At 56.7% G+C, this 23,433-nt stretch carries 20 protein-coding genes and 1 other RNA gene; 5 read left to right on the forward strand and 16 right to left on the reverse strand.

Features of this window, described 5'->3' with window-relative positions:
- Positions 1–6: 6 nt before the first annotated feature.
- From gcvP to FHC48_RS19230, 7 genes are all read right to left on the reverse strand, one after another.
- Positions 7–2,880 (reverse strand): aminomethyl-transferring glycine dehydrogenase, encoded by a 2,874-nt coding sequence (gene gcvP, locus FHC48_RS19200; protein ID WP_220420566.1) that lies wholly within the window; start codon positions 2,878–2,880, stop codon positions 7–9.
- A 127-nt stretch (positions 2,881–3,007) separates the two neighbouring features.
- Positions 3,008–3,397 (reverse strand): glycine cleavage system protein GcvH, encoded by a 390-nt coding sequence (gene gcvH / locus FHC48_RS19205; RefSeq protein ID WP_008499718.1) that lies wholly within the window; start codon positions 3,395–3,397, stop codon positions 3,008–3,010.
- 23 nt (positions 3,398–3,420) lie between these two features.
- Positions 3,421–4,515, reverse strand: a complete 1,095-nt coding sequence (gene gcvT / locus FHC48_RS19210; protein ID WP_059364555.1) for a glycine cleavage system aminomethyltransferase GcvT — start codon at positions 4,513–4,515, stop codon at positions 3,421–3,423.
- 397 nt (positions 4,516–4,912) lie between these two features.
- Positions 4,913–6,115: an FAD-dependent 2-octaprenylphenol hydroxylase gene (gene ubiI / locus FHC48_RS19215; RefSeq protein ID WP_220418947.1), complete on the reverse strand. Its 1,203-nt coding sequence runs from the start codon at positions 6,113–6,115 to the stop codon at positions 4,913–4,915.
- A 12-nt stretch (positions 6,116–6,127) separates the two neighbouring features.
- Positions 6,128–7,306 carry a 2-octaprenyl-6-methoxyphenyl hydroxylase gene (gene ubiH, locus FHC48_RS19220; RefSeq protein ID WP_032675466.1) on the reverse strand — a complete coding sequence of 393 codons (1,179 nt, stop codon included), beginning with the start codon at positions 7,304–7,306 and terminating at the stop codon, positions 6,128–6,130.
- Positions 7,303–8,616 (reverse strand): Xaa-Pro aminopeptidase, encoded by a 1,314-nt coding sequence (gene pepP / locus FHC48_RS19225; RefSeq protein ID WP_119312288.1) that lies wholly within the window; start codon positions 8,614–8,616, stop codon positions 7,303–7,305. The genes ubiH and pepP overlap by 4 nt, the downstream gene beginning before the upstream one ends.
- Before the next feature lie 31 nt (positions 8,617–8,647).
- On the reverse strand, positions 8,648–9,226 hold the full coding sequence (locus FHC48_RS19230; RefSeq protein ID WP_025912457.1) for a YecA family protein: 579 nt from the start codon (positions 9,224–9,226) through the stop codon (positions 8,648–8,650).
- 168 nt (positions 9,227–9,394) lie between these two features.
- Between FHC48_RS19230 and zapA the strand changes: the two genes are divergently transcribed.
- The 3 genes from zapA (at position 9,395) to FHC48_RS19245 (ending at position 10,570) form a co-directional block, all read left to right on the forward strand.
- Entirely contained in the window at positions 9,395–9,724 is a 330-nt protein-coding gene (gene zapA / locus FHC48_RS19235; RefSeq protein WP_006811891.1) for a cell division protein ZapA, read from the forward strand.
- Between the two features lie 41 nt (positions 9,725–9,765).
- A non-coding RNA gene (gene ssrS, locus FHC48_RS19240) (6S RNA) lies at positions 9,766–9,949 on the forward strand.
- A 24-nt stretch (positions 9,950–9,973) separates the two neighbouring features.
- Positions 9,974–10,570 carry a 5-formyltetrahydrofolate cyclo-ligase gene (locus FHC48_RS19245; RefSeq protein WP_059359733.1) on the forward strand — a complete coding sequence of 199 codons (597 nt, stop codon included), beginning with the start codon at positions 9,974–9,976 and terminating at the stop codon, positions 10,568–10,570.
- Positions 10,571–10,672: 102 nt separating this feature from the next.
- Here FHC48_RS19245 and serA read toward each other — a convergent pair whose 3' ends face one another.
- Together serA and rpiA are read right to left on the reverse strand one after the other, a co-directional pair.
- Positions 10,673–11,905, reverse strand: coding sequence for a phosphoglycerate dehydrogenase (gene serA, locus FHC48_RS19250; protein WP_021242062.1), 1,233 nt, complete (start codon positions 11,903–11,905; stop codon positions 10,673–10,675).
- 266 nt (positions 11,906–12,171) lie between these two features.
- A complete protein-coding gene (gene rpiA, locus FHC48_RS19255) occupies positions 12,172–12,831 on the reverse strand; it encodes a ribose-5-phosphate isomerase RpiA (protein ID WP_003860091.1) in 660 nt (219 codons plus the stop codon).
- Positions 12,832–12,958: 127 nt separating this feature from the next.
- Between rpiA and argP the strand changes: the two genes are divergently transcribed.
- Positions 12,959–13,852: a DNA-binding transcriptional regulator ArgP gene (gene argP, locus FHC48_RS19260; protein WP_008499727.1), complete on the forward strand. Its 894-nt coding sequence runs from the start codon at positions 12,959–12,961 to the stop codon at positions 13,850–13,852.
- Between the two features lie 43 nt (positions 13,853–13,895).
- On the opposite strand, the gene FHC48_RS19265 is transcribed toward argP, so the two are convergent.
- The 7 genes from FHC48_RS19265 to tkt form a co-directional block, all read right to left on the reverse strand.
- On the reverse strand, positions 13,896–14,627 hold the full coding sequence (locus FHC48_RS19265) for an oxidative stress defense protein (RefSeq protein ID WP_008499728.1): 732 nt from the start codon (positions 14,625–14,627) through the stop codon (positions 13,896–13,898).
- Positions 14,628–14,719: 92 nt separating this feature from the next.
- A complete protein-coding gene (gene argO, locus FHC48_RS19270; RefSeq protein ID WP_055322115.1) occupies positions 14,720–15,355 on the reverse strand; it encodes an arginine exporter ArgO in 636 nt (211 codons plus the stop codon).
- Positions 15,356–15,504: 149 nt separating this feature from the next.
- Positions 15,505–16,359, reverse strand: a complete 855-nt coding sequence (gene mscS, locus FHC48_RS19275; RefSeq protein WP_008499730.1) for a small-conductance mechanosensitive channel MscS — start codon at positions 16,357–16,359, stop codon at positions 15,505–15,507.
- Between the two features lie 186 nt (positions 16,360–16,545).
- Entirely contained in the window at positions 16,546–17,625 is a 1,080-nt protein-coding gene (gene fbaA / locus FHC48_RS19280) for a class II fructose-bisphosphate aldolase (RefSeq protein ID WP_008499731.1), read from the reverse strand.
- Between the two features lie 92 nt (positions 17,626–17,717).
- Entirely contained in the window at positions 17,718–18,881 is a 1,164-nt protein-coding gene (gene pgk, locus FHC48_RS19285; RefSeq protein WP_059364518.1) for a phosphoglycerate kinase, read from the reverse strand.
- Between the two features lie 49 nt (positions 18,882–18,930).
- Positions 18,931–19,950, reverse strand: a complete 1,020-nt coding sequence (gene epd, locus FHC48_RS19290) for an erythrose-4-phosphate dehydrogenase (RefSeq protein ID WP_059364516.1) — start codon at positions 19,948–19,950, stop codon at positions 18,931–18,933.
- Positions 19,951–20,276: 326 nt separating this feature from the next.
- A complete protein-coding gene (tkt, locus tag FHC48_RS19295) occupies positions 20,277–22,268 on the reverse strand; it encodes a transketolase (RefSeq protein WP_021242065.1) in 1,992 nt (663 codons plus the stop codon).
- A gap of 272 nt (positions 22,269–22,540) precedes the next feature.
- On the opposite strand from tkt, the gene FHC48_RS19300 reads away from it, so the two are divergent.
- A complete protein-coding gene (locus FHC48_RS19300) occupies positions 22,541–23,299 on the forward strand; it encodes a M48 family metallopeptidase (RefSeq protein ID WP_021242066.1) in 759 nt (252 codons plus the stop codon).
- Positions 23,300–23,433: the final 134 nt, after the last annotated feature.

Below are 23,433 nucleotides of genomic sequence, written 5' to 3' on the forward strand. Positions count from 1 at the left end.
GCAATGTTACTGGTATTCGCTCATCGGCACGCAGGAGCAGAACAGGTTACGGTCGCCGTAGACATCATCAAGACGCTTCACGGTCGGCCAGTATTTGTTCGCCACGCCTGCCGGGAAGACGGCCAGCTCGCGGGAATAGCCGTGGTTCCACTCGGCCACCAGCTCGTGCTGGGTGTGCGGAGCGTTGACCAGCGGGTTATCTTCCAGCGTCCACTCGCCGTCCTGCACGCGGTCAATTTCCATGCGGATGGCCAGCATCGCGTCGATAAAGCGGTCCAGCTCGGCTTTACTTTCGGACTCTGTTGGCTCCACCATCAGCGTGCCCGCAACCGGGAACGACATGGTAGGCGCGTGGAAGCCGTAGTCGATCAGGCGTTTGGCAATATCCAGCTCGCTAATGCCGGTCTGCTCTTTCAGCGGACGAATATCGAGGATGCACTCGTGCGCCACGCGACCGTCGCGGCCGGTATAGAGCACCGGGAAGGCAGACTTCAGGCGGGTCGCAATGTAGTTGGCGTTCAGAATAGCCACCTGGCTCGCCTGCTTCAGCCCTTCCGCGCCCATCATGCGGATGTACATCCAGCTGATTGGCAGGATAGAGGCGCTACCGAACGGTGCCGCAGAGACCGCGCCCTGACGGGTCAGCATGCCTTCGATCTGCACAACGCTGTGGCCTGGGACAAACGGTGCCAGGTGCGCCTTCACGCCGATTGGGCCCATGCCCGGGCCGCCACCGCCGTGCGGGATGCAGAAGGTTTTGTGCAGGTTAAGGTGCGACACGTCCGCACCGATAAAGCCCGGAGAGGTAATGCCCACCTGCGCGTTCATGTTCGCGCCGTCGAGGTATACCTGACCGCCGAACTGGTGCACCACTTCGCACACTTCACGGATGGTCTCTTCATACACGCCGTGGGTGGACGGATAGGTCACCATGATGCAGGAGAGCTTGTCGCCCGCCTGTTCGGCTTTCGCGCGCAGGTCAGCCAGGTCGATGTTGCCGTTCTTATCGCACGCGACCACCACGACTTCCATGCCCGCCATCTGGGCTGAGGCCGGGTTGGTGCCGTGGGCGGAGCTTGGAATCAGGCAGATATCGCGATGGCCTTCGTTACGGCTTTCGTGATAGTGACGGATCGCCAGCAGGCCGGCATATTCACCCTGCGCGCCGGAGTTCGGCTGCATGCAGAGCGCGTCGTAACCGGTCAGCTTCACCAGCCAGTCGGAAAGCTGGTTAATCATCACGTGATAACCTTCCGCCTGCTCCGGCGGGCAGAACGGGTGCAGCTCGGAGAATTCAGGCCAGGTGATCGGGATCATCTCTGCTGCAGCATTCAGCTTCATGGTGCAGGATCCCAGCGGGATCATCGCCTGGTTCAGCGCCAGATCCTTGCGCTCCAGAGAGTGCATGTAACGCATCATCTCGGTCTCGCTGTGGTAGCGATTGAAGACCGGGTGCGTCAGGATGGCGTCGTTACGCAGCATGCTGTCCTGAATGGAGCGGCTGTCGAGCGCAACTTCTTTGTCGAGCGCATCAATGTCCAGACCGTGCGCGTCACCCAGCAGCACGCTGAACAGATTCAGGATATCGTCGCGGGTGGTGCTTTCATCCAGCGTAATGCCGACGGCGTTGTGGATGTCGCTGCGCAGGTTGATCTTTGCCGCGTCCGCGCGGGCCAGCACGGCGGCTTTGTCCGCCACGTCCACGCACAGGGTATCGAAGTAGTGGGCATGGCGCAGCTTAAGACCTTTTTGCTGCAGGCCGCAGGCCAGGATATCGGCCAGGCGGTGAATGCGGCTGGCAATGCGTTTCAGGCCTGCCGGGCCGTGGAACACGGCGTACAGGCTGGCGATGTTAGCCAGCAGCACCTGTGAGGTACAGATGTTGGAGTTCGCTTTCTCGCGGCGGATATGCTGCTCGCGGGTCTGCATCGCCATGCGCAGCGCGGTATTACCGGCAGCGTCTTTGGAGACGCCGATAATACGGCCAGGCATGGAACGTTTGAATTCATCTTTCGCGCCGAAGAACGCCGCGTGCGGGCCGCCGTAGCCCATCGGTACGCCGAAGCGCTGTGCTGAGCCGAATACGATATCCGCGCCCTGTTTGCCCGGGGCCGTCAGCAGCACCAGCGCCATAAAATCGGCGGCAACGCTGACAACCACCTTGCGGGATTTCAGCTCGGCAATCAGCGTGCCGTAGTCGTGCACTTCGCCGGTGGTGCCCACCTGCTGCAGCAGCACGCCGAAGACGTCCTGGTGATCCAGCACTTTGTCAGCGTCATCGACGATCACGTCAAAGCCGAAGGTTTCCGCACGGGTGCGCACCACGTCCAGCGTCTGCGGATGCACATCCGCCGCCACGAAGAAGCGGTTGGCATTTTTCAGTTTGCTCACGCGCTTCGCCATCGCCATCGCTTCGGCGGCGGCGGTCGCTTCATCCAGCAGAGACGCAGAGGCGATATCCATACCGGTCAGATCCAGCGTTACCTGCTGGAAGTTCAGCAGCGCTTCCAGACGACCCTGGGACACTTCTGGCTGATACGGCGTATAGGCGGTGTACCAACCCGGGTTTTCCAGCATGTTGCGCAGGATCACCGGCGGCAACTGCACGTTGGTGTAGCCCATGCCAATGTAAGACTTATAGCGCTTGTTCAGGCCGGCGATAGCCTTCAGCTCCGCCAGCGCGGCGAACTCCGTGGTGGCTTCCCCCACCTGAGGCGGCGTGGCAAGATGGATGTCTTTTGGCACAATCTGGCCGATCAGTGCGTTTAATGAATCCGCGCCAACCGTCTTCAGCATCTCCTGCTGTTGCTGAGCATCCGGCCCAATGTGACGTTCAATGAAGGCGCCACGGTTTTCAAGCTGGCTTAAAGTCTGTGTCATGAGCGATGGTTCCTGAAACGTGCAGTGAATCGTAGTTATCTGTAACGCTGTTGCCCGGTGGCGCTAACGCTTACCGGGCCTACGTTGATCTCCAGGCCGGATAAGCGCAGCGCCATCCGGCACAACGTTATTCGTCTTCCAGTAGTGCTTCGTATGCGGTCGCATCCAACAGCGCGGCAACCTGGGATTCGTCGCTGGCTTTGATCTTGAAGATCCAGCCTCCTTCATAAGGCTCGCTGTTGACCAGCTCAGGGGAGTCGCTCAGCGCGTCGTTGACCGCAACAATCTCACCGCTTACCGGTGCGTAGATGTCTGATGCCGCTTTTACGGACTCCGCCACGGCGCAGTCGTCGCCCGCGCTCACGGTCGTGCCCACGTCAGGCAGGTCAACAAACACCATGTCGCCCAGCAGCTCTTGCGCGTGCTCGGTGATCCCGACGGTGTAAGTGCCGTCCGCCTCTTTACGCAGCCACTCGTGTTCTTTGCTGTATTTCAGTTCTGCTGGCACATTGCTCATTGAAGTTCTCCTGATAAAAATAGTTAGGCGACCGGCTTACCGGCGCGAACAAAAATCGGTTTGGTCACGTTGACCGGCATTTCGCGGTTGCGGATTTGCACCACCGCCGTTTCGCCAATGCCTGCCGGCACGCGTGCCAGTGCAATACTGTAGCCCAGCGTCGGTGAGAAGGTTCCGCTGGTGATCACGCCTTCGCGAGGATTGCCGTCAGCATCGGTAAAACGTACAGGCAGCTCGCCGCGCAGCACGCCTTTTTCCTTCATCACCAGGCCAACCAGCTGTTCAGTGCCCTTCTCGCGCTGCATCTCCAGCGCTTCACGGCCAATAAAGTCACGGTCAGCCGGTTCCCACGCGATGGTCCAGCCCATGTTGGCGACCAGCGGAGAGACGCCTTCGTCCATCTCCTGACCGTAGAGGTTCATGCCCGCTTCCAGACGCAGCGTATCGCGCGCGCCCAGGCCCGCAGGCTTCACGCCCGCCTCCACCAGCGCACGCCAGAAATCAGCGGCCTTTTCGTTCGGCATCGCAATTTCGTAGCCCGCTTCACCGGTGTAGCCGGTGGTGGCGATAAACAGATCCCCCGCCTGCACGCCGAAGAACGGCTTCATGCCTTCGGTGGCTTTACGTTGCTCATCGTTGAACAGAGACGCGGCTTTCGCCTGCGCGTTAGGCCCCTGCACGGCGATCAGCGACAGGTCATCACGGACGGTGATGTCGATGGCATACGGTTCGGCGTGTTGGGTGATCCAGGAGAGGTCTTTTTCGCGGGTGGCGGAGTTTACAACGAGGCGGAAGAAATCTTCGGTGAAGTAGTAGACGATAAGGTCATCAATCACGCCGCCCGAGGCATTCAGCATGCCGGTATAGAGCGCTTTACCCGGCGTCTTCAGTTTGGCGACGTCGTTTGCCAGCAGATAACGCAAAAACTCCCGGGTGCGGCTACCGCGCAGATCGACAATCGTCATGTGGGACACGTCGAACATACCGGCATCGGTGCGCACCGCGTGGTGCTCATCAATCTGCGAGCCGTAGTGCAGCGGCATCATCCAGCCATGGAAGTCCACCATGCGGGCGCCGCATAACACGTGTTGTTCGTACAAAGGAGTCTGTTGAGCCATCTTGTCCTCGTTGAAAAATTCACCGTGAAACCCGGTATCGGCCCCGCGTTCGGGCACCGACGCAAACGTTCTCTTTTACCAGAACTTACCACCGAAAACGGCGGTTAACCATAAGGCAAAACAGGTCATCACATTAGCTTATGACCAAAAAACGCTGAAAAGCCTACAGAGTTATCCACTAGAAAAATGCGATTAACCCCGCACAAAATTAACAATGATCTAACAGGATTTAGCACATGGTGATATTTCGTGCGGAAAAACGGGCCGAATTTCCGTAACGAGAAAAACACGACATTAGATTATCTAATGCGAAAAATGACGTGAAATTAGAATATTTCAAACGAGGGAATTTCCCCGGCGCAGAGGCCGGGAAAAGAAAGTGTGACAGGAGTCTACATTAACGCAGCCAGTCCGGGAGGTCGTTAAGACCCATCGCCTGACGGAGGAGTTGGGGTTTAACACCCGGAAGGGTGTCAGCAAGCTTAAGGCCGATGTCGCGCAGCAATTTCTTCGCCGGATTTGACCCGGCAAACAGCTCGCGGAAGCCCTGCATACCCGCCAGCATCATTGCCGCGCTGTGCTTGCGGCTGCGCTCGTAGCGACGCAGGTAGAGATACTGGCCGATATCTTTGCCTTCACGATGCAGGCGACGCAGCTCCTCAACCAGCTCCGCCGCGTCCATAAAGCCGAGGTTAACGCCCTGTCCGGCCAGCGGATGAATGGTATGCGCCGCATCCCCCACCAGCGCCAGACGGTGCGCCGCAAACTGACGCGCGTAGCGGCCGGTTAACGGGAACACCTGACGCTCGCTTTCAAGCGTGCACAGGCCAAGGCGGTTATCAAAGGCCACGCACAGCGCCTGGTTAAAGGCCTCCGGCGTCGCCTCATGCATCTGCTGGGCTTTTTCCGGCACCAGGGACCAGACAATTGAGCACAGGTGCGGATCGGCAAGCGGCAGGAACGCCAGTATGCCATCGTTGTGGAAAATCTGGCGCGCGACGCCGCCGTGCGGCTCTTCGGTACGGATCGTCGCGACCAGAGCATGATGGCGGTAATCCCAGTACGTCAGCGGGATATCGGCTTTATTACGCAGCCAGGAGTTGGCACCGTCAGCACCGACCACCAGACGCGCGGTCAGCATGTCGCCACTCTGCAGGGTGATAAACGCCTCGTTTTCGCCCCACGCCACCTGCTGGATCTGCGCAGGCGCAATCAGCGTCACGTCGCTGCACTGCTGTGCTTTCTGCCACAGCGCGTGGTGGATCACCGCGTTTTCAACGATGTGCCCCAGATGGCTATAGCCCATGCTTTCATCATCAAAAGCAATATGACCAAAGCTGTCTTTATCCCACACTTCCATGCCGTGATAGCAGCTGGCACGGTGTGCCACAATATCTGACCAGACGCCAAGGTGCGTCAGCAGCTTTTCGCTGGCCGCATTGATCGCCGAGACGCGGAGTTCAGGCGGCGCATCCGATGCAACGGGCTGAGGCTGCTTTTGCTCCAGCACCGCCACGCGCAGGCCGCTGCCCTGTAATCCGCAGGCCAATGCCAGTCCAACCATTCCGCCACCAACGATGGCGACATCAACATTTTGCACGGTGATAACTCCTTAACGCGCGACCCAACCCAGGGTCCGCTGCGCCAGCACGTCACGTGCCGGAATGAATAATTCCATCGCCATCAGCCCAAGGTTGCGACCCGCAACCAGCGGTGCCCAACGATTGGCAAAAAGATGGACCAGACCATCGGTCACACCGATGGTGGCCTCTTTATCCGCCTGTCGGCGCTTCTGGTAATGACTCAGCACCGAATACGCCCCACAGTCTTTTTGCTCGCCCCACGCCTGCGCCAGAGATTCGGCCAGGCTCATGACATCGCGTAAGCCAAGGTTGAAACCTTGCCCCGCGATGGGGTGCAGCGTCTGCGCAGCGTTACCGACAAGCGCCAGACGATGGGAGACAGACTGAGACGCCGTGGTCAGCGAAAGCGGGTAGACCGTCCGCTTGCCGGCATGGGTAATACGCCCCAGCCGCCAGCCAAAGGCTTTCTGCAGCTCGGTACAAAAACGTTCGTCGGACCAGGCCTTAACCTCTTCCGCCTTATCCTGCGGGTGACACCAGACCAGGGAACAGCGCCCGTCCGACATCGGCAGCATCGCCAGCGGGCCATGCTGCGTAAAGCGCTCAAAGGCCCTGCCGTTGTGGTCAGCTGCGGTAGAGACGTTCGCAATGACCGCCACCTGCCCGTAAGGCTGCTGGCGCCACTCCACGCCGCACTGGGTACCGAGCGACGAGCGCGAACCGTCCGCAGCGACCAGAAGCTGGCCTTCAAGGACGGTGCCGTTTTCCAGCGTCACGCTGACCGACGCTTCGCTTCGGCTCACGCTGGCCACGCGCGCGGGGCAATGCAGCGTGACGCCCGGCGCGTCCTGGAGCAGGCGGAACAGACGCAATCCGACGTCGTGCAGCTCAACAACCTGACCCAGGGCATCAATCCGGTAATCCTGCGCGTCCAGCGTGACAAAGCCTGCATGGCCGCGATCGCTGACGTGAACGGTCCCGATCGCCGTAGCACGGTCGGCAATCGCCTGCCAGATCCCAATGCGGGAAAGCTGCTGGCAGGTGCCCTGCGCCAGCGCAATGGCGCGGGCATCAAAACCGGGGTGGTTCGACGCCTCTGGCGCAACGGCTTCTACCAGGTGCACCGGAAGCTGGCCCTGCGTCATATGCGAAATGGCCAGCGCCAGCGTGGCCCCGGTCATGCCGCCGCCCACGATAATCACGCTCATGCGCGTGCCGCTGCCATCAGCGCCTCGATATCGTCAGCGTTTTTCACGACGCTGGCGGTCAGGTTTTCGTTACCGGTTTCGGTAATCACGATATCGTCTTCAATACGAATGCCAATCCCGCGGTATTCTTCTGGCACGTCGGCATCCGGCGCGATGTACAGGCCCGGCTCGACGGTCAGCACCATGCCCGGTTCAAGCACGCGCGAGCGTTCAGGGCCGTACGCGCCCACGTCGTGCACGTCCAGCCCCAGCCAGTGGCTCAGGCCGTGCATGAAATACGGTCGGTGCGCATTTTCAGCAATCAGGGTGTCGACATCCCCTTTCAGGATCCCGAGCCTGACCAGACCGGTAATCATGATGCGCACCACTTCGCCGGTCACTTCCTGCATGGAAGTCCCCGGACGATACAGTTTGAGCGCTGTCTCAAGGGATTCGAGAACAATGTCGTAAATCGCGCGCTGTGCTGGCGAGAATTTACCGTTCACCGGGAAGGTACGGGTGATGTCCCCCGCATAACCCTGATATTCGCAACCGGCGTCAATCAGCACCAGATCGCCGTCGCGCAGCGCACTTTCGTTTTCGGTGTAGTGCAGAATGCAGCCGTTTTCGCCGCCGCCGACAATGGTGTTGTAGGAGGGATAGCGCGCGCCGTGGCGGTTAAATTCGTGGTGAATTTCGCCTTCCAGCTGGTATTCGAACATCCCGGGACGGCATTTCTCCATGGCGCGGGTGTGTGCCAGCGCGCTGATTTCGCCCGCGCGGCGCATCACATTTAGCTCTTCCTCAGACTTGAACAGGCGCATCTCATGCACCACCGGACGCCAGTCCGACAGCGTGGCCGGTGCGGACAGGTTCTGGCGCGAGCCTTTGCGCAGCTTATCCAGCGCGGTGAAGACAATCTCATCGGCGTAGGCATATTCGCCCTGCGCGTGATAGAGCACGTCGAGGCCGTTAAGCAGCTGGTAGAGCTGCTGGTTGATTTCGCTAAACGCCAGCGCACGGTCAACGCCCAGCTTCGCCGGCGCGGCCTCCTGGCCCAGGCGGCGGCCAAACCAGATTTCGGCCGTCAGGTCGCGCACGCGGTTGAAAATCACGCTGTGGTTGTGGGTGTCATTGCTTTTAATCAGCACCAGTACCGCTTCCGGCTCGTTAAAGCCGGTGAAGTACCAGAAATCGCTGCTCTGGCGATAGGGATATTCGCTGTCAGCGCTGCGCGTCACTTCAGGCGCAGCAAAAATTAGCGCGGCGCTGCCCGGCTGCATTTTCGCCAGCAGCGCCTGACGGCGGCGCGAATACTCTTGACTCGAGATAACCATGACACCCTCCTGTGCGTTATTTTTCTTAATGTAAGGTTGGCTTACGAACTTCCGGTGCGGTCGGCTGTGAGCGCGTAAAGTTGTCGTGGCACAGCAGTGCCGCCACGCGCACGTACTCGATGATCTCTTCGAGAGACATTTCCAGCTCTTCCTGGTCTTCGTCTTCATCGTAGCCAAGCTGGGCAATGTTGCGCAGGTCGTCGATCGCTTCACCCGCTTCGCCGGTCACTTTATCCAGTTTAGGCTGCGTGACGCCCAGCCCCAGCAGATAGTGGTTTACCCAGCCGGCCAGCGCATCGGCGCGATCGAACACGCTGACGTCGTCGCCGTCAGGCAGATAAAGCTGAAAAAGGAAGCCATCGTCTTCCAGCGAATCGCTGATGGCGGCGTGCATTTTACGCAGCGCTTCCGCCAGCTCGTGACCAAACGCCAGCCCTTCATTCGTGAGGTCGTGGATCAGCGGCTGCCAGGAGCTGTCGCTGTTTCCGCCGCACAGCATGCCACTGATCAGACCGTGCATTTCGGCAGGGGTTAAACCGACTCCCTGCTGGTTCAGTAACTGGTTTAAATCCTTGTAACCAGGCATTTCGTTCTGTATAGACATGCGCATTCGTCATCATTGGGGGGAAGTTTCATGATATGCTACCACTTTGGACCCTGGTGATACCAGAAAAGGGCTTGTATCTTCACATCAGGGTAGCTATAGTGTCGCCCCTTCGCAGCCCCCGGGGCAGTAAGCGAAGGCAGCGCAGTCAATCAGCAGGAAGGTGGCATGTCTGCACAACCCGTCGATCTCCAGATTTTTGGCCGTTCACTGCGAGTGAATTGTCCGCCTGAACAAAGGGATGCTTTGAATCAGGCTGCGGACGATTTGAATCAGCGGTTGCAAGATCTAAAAGAACGCACTAGAGTCACAAATACTGAGCAGCTGGTTTTCATCGCCGCGTTGAACATCAGCTATGAACTGACTCAGGAAAAAGCGAAGACCCGCGACTACGCGGCAAGCATGGAGCAGCGCATAAAAATGCTCCAGCAGACCATAGAACAAGCATTGCTTGATCAAGGTCGCAATCCCGAAAGACCGGGACCCAAGTTTGAATAACACTTCTCAGTTGACTATGGTAGAGTAACTGTGAAGACAAAATTTCTCTGAGATGTTCGCAAGCGGGCCAGTCCCCTGAGCCGATATTTCATACCACAAGAATGTGGCGCTCCATGGTTGGTGAGCATGCTCGGTCCGTCCGAGAAGCCTTAAAACTATGACGACACATTCACCTTGAACCAAGGGTTCAAGGGTTACAGCCTGCGGCGGCATCTCGGAGATTCCCTCTTTCTTCTTCTACCGACTACCATGACTCAATTCCCTGAAGTTTCGGCTTCACGCCAGGACATCCGTCAGCTCATTCGCCAGCGCCGTCGTGCGTTAACTCCAGAACAGCAAGCGCATTTTGCCCAGCAGGCCGCCGCCCGTATGATGGCGTATCCCCCTGTCGTGATGGCGCGCACGGTTGCCCTGTTTCTGTCGTTTGACGGCGAACTGGACACCCAACCGCTGATAGAGCAGCTCTGGCGCGCCGGGAAGAAGGTATACCTGCCGGTGCTGCACCCGTTCAGCGAAGGCAATCTGCTTTTTTTGCACTATCACCCGCAGAGCGAGCTGGTGGTGAATCGTCTGAAAATCACCGAGCCGAAACTCGACGTGCGCGACGTGCTGCCGCTGTCACAGCTGGATGTGCTGATTACGCCGCTGGTGGCGTTTGATGAGCAGGGACAGCGCCTGGGAATGGGCGGTGGTTTTTACGACAGAACGCTACAAAACTGGCAGCAGTATGGTTTGCAGCCGGTAGGCTACGCGCATGATTGCCAGGGCGTGGAGGCGTTGCCGGTGGAGAAATGGGATGTGCCGTTACCGGCGGTGGTGACGCCCAGCAAAATCTGGGTCTGGTAGGATAAAGCCGGGTGGCGGCTGCGCCTTACCCGGCCTACATAAATCCTCAAACATTGTAGGTCGGGTAAGCGTCAGCGCCCCCCGACACCACAGACCGCACCATCAGTAAAGCAGACGCGCGCGAATCGTCCCTGGAATGGCCTTCATGCTCAGCAGCGCTTTCTCGGCCACATCGTCATCCGCTTCGATATCAATGACCACATAGCCCATCTGCGAGTTGGTCTGCAGATACTGCGCGGCAATGTTGACGCCCTGCTCGGCAAAGATCTGGTTGATCGCGGTGAGCACGCCTGGACGGTTTTCGTGGATGTGCAGCAGACGACGACCGCCGTGCAGCGGCAGAGACACTTCCGGGAAGTTCACCGCAGAGAGCGTAGAACCGTTGTCGGAGTATTTGCTCAGCTTACCTGCCACTTCCAGACCGATATTCTCCTGCGCTTCCTGCGTAGACCCGCCGATGTGCGGCGTCAGGATCACGTTGTCGAACTCGCACAGCGGAGAGGTGAACGGATCGCTGTTGGTGGCGGGCTCCGTTGGGAAAACGTCGATGGCCGCCCCTGCCAGATGCTTACGCTTCAGCGCATCGCACAGCGCAGGGATATCGACCACCGTGCCGCGCGCGGCGTTAATCAGCAGTGAGCCCGGCTTCATCAGCGCCAGCTCTTCTGCGCCCATCATGTTTTTGGTGGACGCATTTTCCGGCACGTGCAGACTTACCACGTCACTCATGTTCAGCAGGTCAGACAGGTGTTGAACCTGGGTGGCATTGCCTAAAGGCAGCTTGCTTTCGATATCGTAAAAATAGACATGCATACCGAGAGATTCCGCCAGAATCCCCAGCTGGGTACCGATGTGACCATAGCCGATGATACCCAGTTTTTTCCCACGGGCTTCGTAGGAGCCCGCAGCCAGTTTGTTCCAGACGCCGCGGTGTGCTTTGGCGTTAGCCTCCGGAATGCCGCGCAGGAGCAGCAGCAGTTCGCCAATCACCAGCTCCGCCACGGAACGGGTGTTAGAGAACGGGGCGTTGAAGACAGGAATACCGCGTTTCGCAGCAGCATTCAGGTCAACCTGGTTGGTACCGATGCAGAAGCAGCCGATAGCCACCAGCTTTTCCGCCGCGGCAATCACATCTTCAGTCAGGTGAGTACGGGATCGCAGGCCAATGAAATGGGCATCACGGATGGACGCTTTCAGCTCTTCGGTATCGAGCGCGCCTTTGTGAAATTCGATGTTGGTGTAACCTGCCGCACGAAGGCTATCGATTGCTTTTTGATGCACGCCCTCGACCAGCAGGAATTTAATCTTGTCTTTCTCCAGTGATACCTTTGCCATTTACCCGACCCTGTTTTTGTCTGAACTGATGTTGTGCTGGATATAAATCCGCTGTAGCCAACATATCAAAAAAAACTATTGCAGCAATATGAACGTTTGCGTCAGTACGCTGAAGGAAAGTCATACAGCGCAAAATGGCAGAGGAAAATGCTATGGAAATTTACAAACGCGGAAGGATCGGCAAAAGAGGCATAAAAACGTGACACAAGTCACCGAATTTAGCGTTTCAAAAATTTTTTAGCGGGGGGAGGACTCCCCCCGTCAGATCATTTTACGATGGTTTTCACGCCGTCAGCGGTGCCGATCAGCGCCACATCCGCGCCACGGTTGGCGAATAGCCCTACGGTCACTACGCCTGGAATGCCGTTGATGGCGTTTTCCAGCGCAATCGCGTCAAGAATTTCCAGACCGTGAACGTCGAGGATCACGTTGCCGTTGTCGGTCACTACGCCCTGACGATATTCCGGACGACCGCCCAGCTTGACCAGCTGACGGGCAACCGCGCTGCGGGCCATCGGAATCACTTCAACCGGCAGCGGGAAGTTACCCAGAATGTCGACCTGCTTGGAGGCGTCGGCGATGCAGATAAACTTGTCCGCAACGGAGGCGATGATCTTTTCACGCGTCAGCGCCGCGCCGCCGCCTTTGATCATCTGCATGTGGCCGTTGATTTCATCCGCGCCATCAACGTAAATCCCCAGACGATCCACTTCGTTAAGATCGAAAACGGTAATGCCGAGGCTTTTCAGCTTTTCCGTGGAAGCATCAGAGCTGGAAACCGCGCCCTCGATCTGCCCCTTCATCGTGCCCAGCGCATCGATAAAGTGTGCCGCGGTTGATCCTGTACCGACACCGACAATGGTACCCGGCTGTACGTACTGGAGAGCGGCCCATCCTACTGCTTTTTTCAGTTCATCCTGCGTCATGATCGTTTTGCCTGTGGTGTGAAAACTCAGGGCGCATTATAGAACACGTCGAATGGAATTCGTCTGCCACAAAGGGAAAATTGTGTCATAGTGCAGAATAAGCAAAATTAAGGAGCCAGCCAGAGCAATGAAACGTCCGGACTACAGAACACTACAGGCACTTGATGCAGTTATTCGTGAACGAGGCTTTGAGCGCGCGGCGCAAAAGCTTTGCATCACGCAGTCCGCCGTCTCTCAGCGTATCAAACAGCTTGAAAACATGTTCGGCCAGCCGCTGCTGGTGCGTACCGTGCCGCCACGTCCAACAGAGCAAGGGCAAAAGCTCCTCGCTCTGCTGCGTCAGGTTGAACTGCTGGAAGACGAGTGGCTGGGTGACGAACAAACGGGCTCTACGCCGCTGCTGCTCTCTCTGGCGGTCAACGCCGACAGTCTGGCAACCTGGCTGCTGCCGGCCCTGGCGCCGGTCCTCGCGGACTCCCCTATCCGCCTGAATTTGCAGGTTGAAGACGAAACCCGCACCCAGGAACGCCTGCGTCGCGGTGAAGTGGTTGGGGCGGTCAGTATTCAGCCTCAGGCGCTGCCAAGCTGCCTTGTCGATCAGTTAGGCGCCCTGGACTATCTGTTTGTGGGTTCAAAAGCCTTTGCGGAACGCTACTTCCCCAACGGCGTCACCCGCGCGGCGCTGCTGAAAGCCCCTGCCGTGGCCTTCGACCATCTGGACGATATGCATCAGGCGTTCCTGCAGCAAAACTTCGACCTGCCGCCGGGCAGCGTGCCGTGCCATATCGTGAACTCGTCAGAAGCCTTCGTGCAACTTGCGCGCCAGGGCACCACCTGCTGCATGATCCCGCACCTGCAGATTGAGAAAGAGTTGAAAAGCGGTGAGCTGATTGACTTAACGCCGGGGCTGTATCAGCGTCGGATGCTCTACTGGCACCGTTTTGCGCCGGAAAGCCGCATGATGCGCAACGTCACTGACGCGCTGCTGGCGTACGGGCATAAGGTATTGAGACAGGATTAAAAAGAAAAGCCGGGTGGCGGCCACGCCTTACCCGGCCTACAGATTACTGAGCCGGTTTCGGCTGTGCTGCAACAGGTTCAAGCTGGAACACCACATCCACCTGATCGTCGAACTGGATTGTCGGCTGCTCGTAAGTTTCCTGAGCGGATACCGGCGCTGCGTCAGCCTTCATCATACGAACCATCGGGCTTGGCTGGTAGTTAGAGACGTGGTAACGCACGCTGTAAACCGGACCGAGCTTGCTCTTAAAGCCAGAAGCCAGCTGTTCCGCCTGGTGAATGGCATCATCAATCGCCGCTTTACGCGCTTCGTCTTTGTACTTCTCCGGTTGCGCAACGCCCAGCGACACGGAACGGATCTCGTTCAGGCCCGCCTTCAGCGCACCGTCCAGCAGCGAGTTAAGCTTATCCAGCTGACGCACGGTCACTTCAACGGTACGCACCGCACGGTAGCCTTTCAGGATGCTTTTGCCATTTTGGTAGTCGTAATCGGGTTGAGTACGCAGGTTCGCAGAGTTGATATCTTTTTTACCGACACCGTTCTGCTCGAGGAAAGAGAGGTATTGCGCAACGCGATCGTCAGCCTGCTTCTTGGCCGTCGCTGCATCTTTCGCCGCCACATTCACCTCAATTGCCAGGGTTGCAACATCGGGTACCGCGTCCACGCTTGCGGTGCCTGACGTGACGATGTGCGGGCCATCCGGCAATTCGCTTGCCTGCACCGACACCGCACCGAAACTCACTAATGCCGCCAGGGCCATCACTTTAAACTTCACTGTCATTCCTCCATGTTGCGAAGAGTGCCCCAATAACAGGGCGCATGCCAGCAAGCTTAGCGGGTCTTATTCAGTTGTCCATAAGACAAGGATTAGTTGAACAATTCCTGGACATGATGAATCCCCTCTTTCGCCAGCTGGAAAGCGATAAACCACATCACCAGGCCGACCAGGGTATTAATGATGCGCTGGGCTTTGGCCGTACGCAGGCGGGGCGCCAGCCATGCCGCCAGAATGGCGAGACCGAAGAACCACAGGAAAGAGGCGCTGACCGTACCGAGCGCAAACCAGCGTTTCGGCTCAACCTCCAGTTGACCGCCCAGGCTGCCCAGCACGACGAAGGTGTCGAGATACACATGCGGGTTAAGCCAGGTCACCGCCAGCATGGTGACGATAATCTTCCAGCGGCCCTGCTTCATGACCTCCGCGCTCGCCAGTTCGAGGTTACTGCTCATCGCCGTTTTCAGCGCGCCGAATCCGTACCAGAGCAGAAACGCCACGCCGCCCCAGGTGACCAACGCCAGCAGCCACGGAGACTGCATCAGCAGCGCGCTGCCGCCAAAAATCCCGGCACAGATCAGCAGCAAATCACTTACCGCGCATAGCAGGGCAATCATCAGATGGTACTGGCGGCGGATGCCCTGATTCATCACGAACGCATTTTGCGGGCCGAGGGGAAGGATCATGGCTGCACCTAAGGCAAGCCCTTGAAAATAATAAGATAGCATGATGATTTTCTCGCAGAGTTGTTCTGGAAGCTGACTATACTGCGCGAATCACATTAGATGAAATGGATAATATTAATTGGGTATTAGCGGAGCTTATGAAGGTAAAGCCCGGTGGCGCTAGCGCTTACCGGGCCTACAACGTCGGGGGATTACTCGGCGGCTTTCTCGCGTTTAAGATTCACGTCCATCTGCGGATACGGGAAACTGATGCCGTTGGCGTCGAAGTCGCGCTTAATGCGTTCCAGCACGTCCCAGTATACGTTTTGCAGATCGCTGCTTTTGCTCCAGATACGCACCACAAAGTTAATGGAGGAAGCGCCGAGTTCATTCAGGCGAACCGTCTGCTCTTTGTCTTTCAGAATGCGATCGTCAGAAGCAATGATGTTGGTAATCAGCGACTTCACCTGATCGATGTCGGAGTCGTATGCCACGCTGATAATCAGTTCGTTACGACGCACCGGTTCACGGGAGAAGTTGATGATGTTGCCCGCGATAATTTTCCCGTTCGGCACGACCACGATGCGGCCATCGACGGTACGCATAGTCGTTGAGAAAATCTGCACCTGCAGCACGGTTCCGGCAATGCCGCCAAGGTCAACGTATTCGCCGGAGCGGAACGGACGGAAGGTCACCAGCAGCACGCCTGCCGCCAGGTTTGAAAGCGAGCCCTGCAGTGCCAGACCAATGGCCAGACCGGCGGCACCGAGAACGGCAATGACGGAGGCGGTTTGCACCCCCACACGACCCAGCGCGGCAATCAGCGTGAAGGCGATAATGCCGTAGCGCACCAGTGCGGAGAGGAAGTCTGCCACCGTGGCGTCAATGTGACGGGCCAGCATTACGCGGTTAACCGTATTCGAGACAATACGCGCCACGATCATCCCGACGATGATGATGGCTATCGCCGCGACGATGTTCACGGCATAGCTCAGCAGCAGGGCCTGGTTGCGCACCAGCCAGTTACCGGCGTTATTGATGCTGTCTACAACATCGAGTTGTTCCATTTATTCTTCCTTTTGTTAAACCAAAACACAAAATCCATCCCCCATGGAGACAGGCAGGTCAGTAAAGGGTAAACAAAAAGCACCGGCTTTGCCAAACAGATCACAAAAACAGGGCTGGCAGGGTATTGAAAAAGCATAAAAAAAGGCCCGCATTTGCGGGCCTTCTGATGCTGTTAGCAGCTCAAATTACAGAACGTCGATCGCGTTCAGTTCTTTGAAAGCCTGCTCCAGACGGGTCACCATGGACGTCTGCGCTGCGCGCAGCCATACGCGTGGATCGTAGTATTTCTTGTTCGGCTGGTCTTCGCCTTTCGGGTTGCCCAGCTGGCCCTGCAGGTAAGCTTCGTTCGCTTTGTAGTACTGCAGGATACCGTCCCAGGTTGCCCACTGGGTGTCGGTATCGATGTTCATTTTCACAACGCCGTAGCTTACGGAGTCTTTGATTTCCTGAGCAGAAGAACCGGAACCGCCGTGGAAGACGAAGTTCAGGCTGTTGTGCGGCAGGTTGTGTTTCTTGGAAACGTATTCCTGAGAATCACGCAGGATGGTTGGGGTCAGAACCACGTTACCTGGTTTGTAAACGCCGTGTACGTTACCGAAGGACGCTGCAATGGTGAAGCGTGGGCTGATTTTGCTCAGCTCGGTGTAAGCGTAATCAACGTCTTCTGGCTGGGTGTACAGTGCAGAAGCGTCCATGTGGCTGTTGTCCACGCCGTCTTCTTCACCGCCGGTGCAACCCAGTTCGATTTCCAGGGTCATGTCCATTTTGGCCATGCGCGCCAGGTACTTAGAGCAGATTTCGATGTTTTCGTGCAGTGACTCTTCAGACAGGTCGATCATGTGAGAAGAGAACAGTGGCTTACCGGTTGCCGCGAAGTGTTTTTCACCCGCGTCCAGCAGACCGTCGATCCACGGCAGCAGTTTCTTCGCGCAGTGGTCAGTGTGCAGGATAACTGGAACACCGTAGTGCTCAGCCATCTGGTGTACGTGGTGCGCACCAGAGATAGCACCCAGGATTGCAGCACCCTGAGGAATGTCAGTTTTCACGCCTTTACCTGCGATGAACGCAGCGCCGCCGTTAGAGAACTGAACGATAACTGGAGCTTTAACTTTAGCAGCAGTTTCCAGTACGGCGTTGATGGAGTCGGTACCCACGCAGTTAACTGCTGGCAGAGCGAAGTTGTTTTCTTTAGCTACCTGGAACACTTTCTGTACGTCATCACCAGTGATAACGCCAGGTTTTACGAAATCAAAAATTTTAGACATGTTGCTTAGTCCTGTATCTTCGGCCGTTAGAAAAGGTGCGAGCTCTTAAAAGCGCGCTGAAAATTGGGCAGGTTTCCCTGCCCTTGAATGGCTTACTTCTTAGCGCGCTCTTCGAGCATTGCTACTGCTGGCAGTACTTTGCCTTCCACGAATTCGAGGAATGCGCCGCCACCAGTGGAGATGTAGGAGATCTTGTCAGCGATACCGAACAGGTCGATTGCTGCCAGGGTGTCACCACCGCCTGCGATAGAGAACGCTTCGCTGTCTGCGATTGCGTTAGCCACGATTTCAGTCCCTTTGCGGAAGTTCGGGAATTCGAACACGCCAACAGGACCGTTCCACAGGATAGTTTTTGCGTTTTTGAGGATTTCAGCCAGTTTCTGTGCAGAAACGTCGCCCAGGTCCAGAATCTGCTCTTCGTCTTTGATGTCGTTTACAGATTTCAGGGTCGCGGTTGCGGTTTCGGAGAACTCGGTCGCGACGCGAACGTCAGTTGGAACCGGGATATCACAGGTACCCAGCAGGCGTTTGGCTTCGTCAACCAGGTCTGCTTCGTACAGGGATTTACCGACGTTGTGGCCCTGAGCGGCAACGAAGGTGTTCGCGATACCACCGCCAACGATCAGCTGGTCAGCGATTTTAGACAGAGAATCCAGAACGGTCAGTTTGGTAGAAACTTTAGAACCACCAACGATAGCGACCATCGGACGAGCAGGCTCTTTCAGTGCTTTACCCAGCGCTTCCAGTTCGTCAGCCAGCAGAGGACCGGCACACGCTACGTCTGCGAATTTACCGATACCATGGGTAGACGCCTGAGCACGGTGAGCCGTACCGAATGCATCCATCACGAATACGTCGCACAGTGCAGCGTATTTTTTGGACAGGGTTTCGTCGTCTTTCTTCTCGCCTTTGTTGAAGCGAACGTTTTCCAGCACAACCAGCTCACCGGCTGCAACGTCAACGCCGTCCAGGTAATCTTTCACCAGGCGAACCGGGTTGGGCAGTTTGTCTTTCAGGTAATTAACCACTGGCAGCAGAGAGAACTCTTCGTTGTACTCGCCTTCAGTTGGACGACCCAGGTGGGAGGTGACCATCACTTTCGCGCCCTGCTTCAGAGCCAGCTCGATGGTTGGCAGAGATGCACGGATACGCGCGTCGCTGGTCACTTTGCCATCTTTAACCGGTACGTTCAGATCGGCACGGATGAAAACGCGTTTACCAGCCAGATCCAGATCGGTCATCTTAATTACAGACATGGTGAATCCTCTCGTTGATTCTTAAAGTTTTGCAGACGCACGATGCGCCTTACCTGAAACCTTGAGCAGCCATTGCTAACGTGGTGTCGAGCATTCGGTTAGCAAAGCCCCATTCGTTATCACACCAGACCAGCGTCTTGATAAGGTGTGCGCCACTGACCCTCGTTTGCGTGCCATCGACGATGGCGCTGTGCGGGTCGTGGTTAAAATCTACTGAGACCAACGGTAATTCCGTATAGTCAACTATACCATGAAATGCCCCCTGTGCCGCTTTTTGCAGCAACACGTTGACTTCACAGGCTTTTACCGGTTTTTTCACCGTCACGCTAAGGTCGATCGCGGTGACGTTGATCGTCGGGACGCGCACGGCAATCGCCTCAAAACGATCGTTGAACTGCGGAAAAATTCGCGTGATCCCTGCAGCCAGCTTTGTATCCACCGGAATGATTGACTGGCTCGCTGCACGCGTGCGCCGTAAATCCGGGTGGTAAGCGTCAATGACCTGTTGATCGTGCATGGCGGAGTGAATCGTGGTCACGGTGCCGGACTCAATGCCATACGCATCGTCTAACAGTTTGATGACCGGAATAATACAGTTGGTGGTACAGGAGGCGTTGGAAACAATGCGGTGTTCGGCTTGCAGCTCATGCTGGTTGACGCCAAACACGACGGTCGCGTCGAGGTCGTTACTGCCGGGATGAGAAAACAGGACTTTTTTCGCACCTGCAGAGAGATGCGCTTCGCCATGTTCGCGATTGCCATACACACCGGTAGAGTCAAGCACGACATCCACACCCAGTTCACGCCAGGGTAGCCCGGAGATGCTGTTCTCATGCAGCACACGAATAGCGTCATCACCCACAAAAAGCTGATCTCTTTCCTGGCGCACATCCCAGGCAAAGCGTCCGTGGCTGGTGTCATACTTCAACAAATGCGCCATGCCCGCAGCATCCGCCAGTTCATTGATTGCCACCACGGTCATTTCCGCCCGACGTCCGGATTCATACAAAGCACGAACCACATTACGCCCGATGCGACCGAAGCCGTTAATCGCTACGCGTACGGTCATAGATCTCCTGCAAAGCAATCCCTGAGTTTGAGGTGGCTGAAAGAGTAATCCAGCTACGCCCGAAGGGGAATCCTTGCTGTCACAAACTGCGATTGATTGGTCATTTGTCGAACATTTAATCGACTGAAACGCTTCAGCAAGAATAAGCGAATCGGGGAATAAAAGGAATGTCTGTCCAGATGAATAAGCGAGCTATATGACTTGCGTCACATTTTAGGTGGAATAATGCTTACAAAAAAGCCGGGTGGCGCGCTAGCGCTTACCCGGCCTACTTTCGAGCCATTTGTAGGCCCGGTAAGCATAAGCGCCACCGGGCAAAATGGTGATTACAGCAGTTCTTTCGCCTTCGCGACAACGTTCTCAACGGTGAAGCCGAACTCTTCGAACAGCAGTTCTGCCGGAGCAGATTCACCGAAGGTGGTCATACCGACGATAGCGCCGTTCAGACCCACGTATTTGAACCAGTAGTCAGCGATACCCGCTTCCACTGCCACACGCGCGGAAACCGCTTTAGGCAGTACGGATTCACGGTAAGCAGCATCCTGCTTGTCGAACGCGTCGGTAGACGGCATGGAAACCACGCGCGCCTTCACGCCTTCGGCAGTCAGTTTTTCCCATGCAGCAACGGCCAGTTCAACTTCAGAACCGGTAGCGATGAAGATCAGCTCTGGCTGGCCCGCGCAATCTTTCAGCACATAACCGCCGCGCGCGATGTTCGCCAGCTGCTCTGGGGTACGTTCCTGCTGCGCCAGGTTCTGACGGGAGAGGATCAGCGCGGTAGGACCGTCCTGACGCTCAACGCCGTATTTCCACGCCACCGCGGATTCCACCTGGTCACATGGACGCCATGTGCTCATGTTCGGGGTCACGCGCAGGGAAGCCACCTGCTCTACCGGCTGGTGAGTTGGGCCGTCTTCGCCCAGACCGATGGAGTCGTGGGTATAGACCATCACCTGACGCTGTTTCATCAGCGCCGCCATACGCACGGCGTTACGCGCATATTCAACGAACATCAGGAAGGTAGAGGTGTACGGCAGGAAACCACCGTGCAGGGAGATACCGTTGGCAATCGCAGTCATACCGAATTCACGTACACCGTAATGGATGTAGTTACCGGCAGTGTCTTCGTTGATTGGCTTAGAACCGGACCACAGGGTCAGGTTAGATGGCGCCAGGTCAGCGGAGCCGCCGAGGAATTCAGGCAGCAGAGGACCGAACGCTTCAATGGCATTCTGAGACGCTTTACGGCTCGCGATTTTAGACGGGTTCGCCTGCAGCTTAGCGATGAATTCGTTCGCTTTCGCGTCGAAGTCAGACGGCATGTCACCTTTCATACGACGGGTGAATTCAGCCGCTTCCTGTGGGAAGGCTTTCGCGTAAGCAGCGAACTTCTCGTTCCATGCCGCTTCTTTTGCCTGGCCTACTTCTTTTGCATCCCACTGAGCATAGATCTCAGATGGGATTTCGAATGCAGGGTATTTCCAGCCCAGCGCTTCGCGGGTCAGTGCGATTTCCGCGTCGCCCAGCGGCGCGCCGTGGGAGTCGTGCGTACCCGCTTTGTTCGGAGAACCGAAGCCGATGATGGTTTTGCACATCAGCAGGGACGGTTTGTCCGTCACTGCGCGCGCTTCTTCTACTGCACGTTTAATCGAGTCAGCATCGTGGCCATCAACGCCACGCACAACGTGCCAGCCGTAGGCTTCGAAACGTGCAGCGGTGTCGTCAGTGAACCAGCCTTCAACGTGACCGTCGATGGAGATACCGTTGTCGTCATAGAACGCAACCAGTTTACCCAGCTTCAGGGTACCTGCCAGGGAGCACACTTCGTGAGAAATGCCTTCCATCATGCAGCCATCGCCCATGAACGCGTAGGTGAAGTGGTCAACGATGTCGTGGCCAGGACGGTTGAACTGCGCCGCCAGGGTCTTCTCAGCAATCGCCATACCCACAGCGTTTGCAATACCCTGACCCAGCGGGCCGGTGGTGGTTTCTACGCCAGCGGTGTAGCCCACTTCCGGGTGACCTGGAGTTTTGGAGTGCAGCTGGCGGAAGTTTTTCAGCTCTTCGATAGGCAGATCGTAGCCGGTGAGGTGCAGCAGGCTATAGATCAGCATAGAGCCGTGGCCGTTTGACAGCACGAAGCGGTCGCGGTCAGCCCATGACGGGTTCTGCGGGTTGTGGTTCAGGAAATCGCGCCACAGAACTTCGGCGATATCAGCCATACCCATAGGGGCCCCTGGGTGGCCGGATTTGGCTTTCTGTACTGCGTCCATGCTCAGCGCACGAATAGCATTAGCAAGCTCTTTACGTGAGGACATTTTAACTCCAGATCGGACTGTTAAAGGCCATGCCCTTGACGACAGCGCGTTTTGGGCTACGCCGGAAAAAAGTGCCAACAATGTAACCCAAGCCGCAAGTCATGTACATGGAGCATTCTTTTGCTTGTTAAGAAATCTCTGGATCATGCTCGCATGTTGCGCAATCTGCTCGCCCGGCCCTGTAGATATTCCTTATACTTAGCCCAACACCGGCTTCGCTGACGGTGCACTTTTCGGATTTTATTCAGATTAACGAGTACGGAAGCAACCTCATGAAAATGCGTGCAATAGTGCTGGCCCTGGGTACAACGCTCCTGCTGAGCGGCTGTCAGAATATGGACTCTAACGGTCTGATGACGTCAGGCGCAGAGGCCTTTCAGGCCTATTCCCTGAGCGATGCGCAGGTAAAAGCGCTGAGCGACCAGGCCTGTAAAGATATGGACGGAAAAGCCACGCTTGCGCCGGCTAACAGTACCTACACGCAGCGTCTGAATAAGATTGCTTCCGCGCTGGGCGATAACATCAACGGCCAGCCGGTGAACTACAAGGTGTACATGGCGAAAGACGTCAACGCCTTCGCGATGGCAAACGGCTGTATCCGCGTTTACAGCGGGCTGATGGACATGATGACCGACAACGAAGTGGAAGCGGTTATCGGCCATGAAATGGGCCACGTTGCCCTGGGCCACGTGAAGAAAGGGATGCAGGTAGCCCTGGGCACCAATGCCATCCGCGCAGCGGCAGCATCTGCAGGCGGTATCGTTGGCAGCCTGTCGCAGTCACAGCTGGGCGACGTAGGTGAAAAGCTGGTGAACTCTCAGTTCTCCCAGCGTCAGGAGTCCGAAGCGGATGACTACTCCTACGATCTGTTGCGCAAACGCGGCATTAATCCATCCGGTTTAGCCACCAGCTTCGAAAAACTGGCCAAGCTGGAAGCGGGACGTCAAAGCTCCATGTTTGACGATCACCCTGCCTCAGAAGAACGCGCACAGCATATTCGCGACCGTATGGCCGCAGACGGAATTAAATAATTTCAGAAGGAGGCAGTTTTGCCTCCTTTTTATTTCGCATGAATTGTTAACTTAACAGCACGTATCGATAACACCTCTGAAAGCCCCACCAAGCCTGCCCTGTCACATTGAAATGTCTGGTCGCATAATTATTG

The organism is Enterobacter sp. EC_50 (assembly GCF_019584525.1).
Lineage (GTDB): Bacteria > Pseudomonadota > Gammaproteobacteria > Enterobacterales > Enterobacteriaceae > Enterobacter > Enterobacter roggenkampii.

Bases quoted from the DNA above. Each gene is read 5' to 3' on its own strand.
- gcvP (WP_220420566.1), bottom strand. From the start codon at position 2,880: ATGACACAGACTTTAAGCCAGCTTGAAAACCGTGGCGCCTTCATTGAA.
- gcvH (WP_008499718.1), bottom strand. From the start codon at position 3,397: ATGAGCAATGTGCCAGCAGAACTGAAATACAGCAAAGAACACGAGTGG.
- gcvT (WP_059364555.1), bottom strand. From the start codon at position 4,515: ATGGCTCAACAGACTCCTTTGTACGAACAACACGTGTTATGCGGCGCC.
- ubiH (WP_032675466.1), bottom strand. From the start codon at position 7,306: ATGAGCGTGATTATCGTGGGCGGCGGCATGACCGGGGCCACGCTGGCG.
- FHC48_RS19230 (WP_025912457.1), bottom strand. From the start codon at position 9,226: ATGTCTATACAGAACGAAATGCCTGGTTACAAGGATTTAAACCAGTTA.
- zapA (WP_006811891.1), top strand. From the start codon at position 9,395: ATGTCTGCACAACCCGTCGATCTCCAGATTTTTGGCCGTTCACTGCGA.
- FHC48_RS19245 (WP_059359733.1), top strand. From the start codon at position 9,974: ATGACTCAATTCCCTGAAGTTTCGGCTTCACGCCAGGACATCCGTCAG.
- serA (WP_021242062.1), bottom strand. From the start codon at position 11,905: ATGGCAAAGGTATCACTGGAGAAAGACAAGATTAAATTCCTGCTGGTC.
- rpiA (WP_003860091.1), bottom strand. From the start codon at position 12,831: ATGACGCAGGATGAACTGAAAAAAGCAGTAGGATGGGCCGCTCTCCAG.
- argP (WP_008499727.1), top strand. From the start codon at position 12,959: ATGAAACGTCCGGACTACAGAACACTACAGGCACTTGATGCAGTTATT.
- argO (WP_055322115.1), bottom strand. From the start codon at position 15,355: ATGCTATCTTATTATTTTCAAGGGCTTGCCTTAGGTGCAGCCATGATC.
- mscS (WP_008499730.1), bottom strand. From the start codon at position 16,359: ATGGAACAACTCGATGTTGTAGACAGCATCAATAACGCCGGTAACTGG.
- fbaA (WP_008499731.1), bottom strand. From the start codon at position 17,625: ATGTCTAAAATTTTTGATTTCGTAAAACCTGGCGTTATCACTGGTGAT.
- pgk (WP_059364518.1), bottom strand. From the start codon at position 18,881: ATGTCTGTAATTAAGATGACCGATCTGGATCTGGCTGGTAAACGCGTT.
- epd (WP_059364516.1), bottom strand. From the start codon at position 19,950: ATGACCGTACGCGTAGCGATTAACGGCTTCGGTCGCATCGGGCGTAAT.
- tkt (WP_021242065.1), bottom strand. From the start codon at position 22,268: ATGTCCTCACGTAAAGAGCTTGCTAATGCTATTCGTGCGCTGAGCATG.
- FHC48_RS19300 (WP_021242066.1), top strand. From the start codon at position 22,541: ATGAAAATGCGTGCAATAGTGCTGGCCCTGGGTACAACGCTCCTGCTG.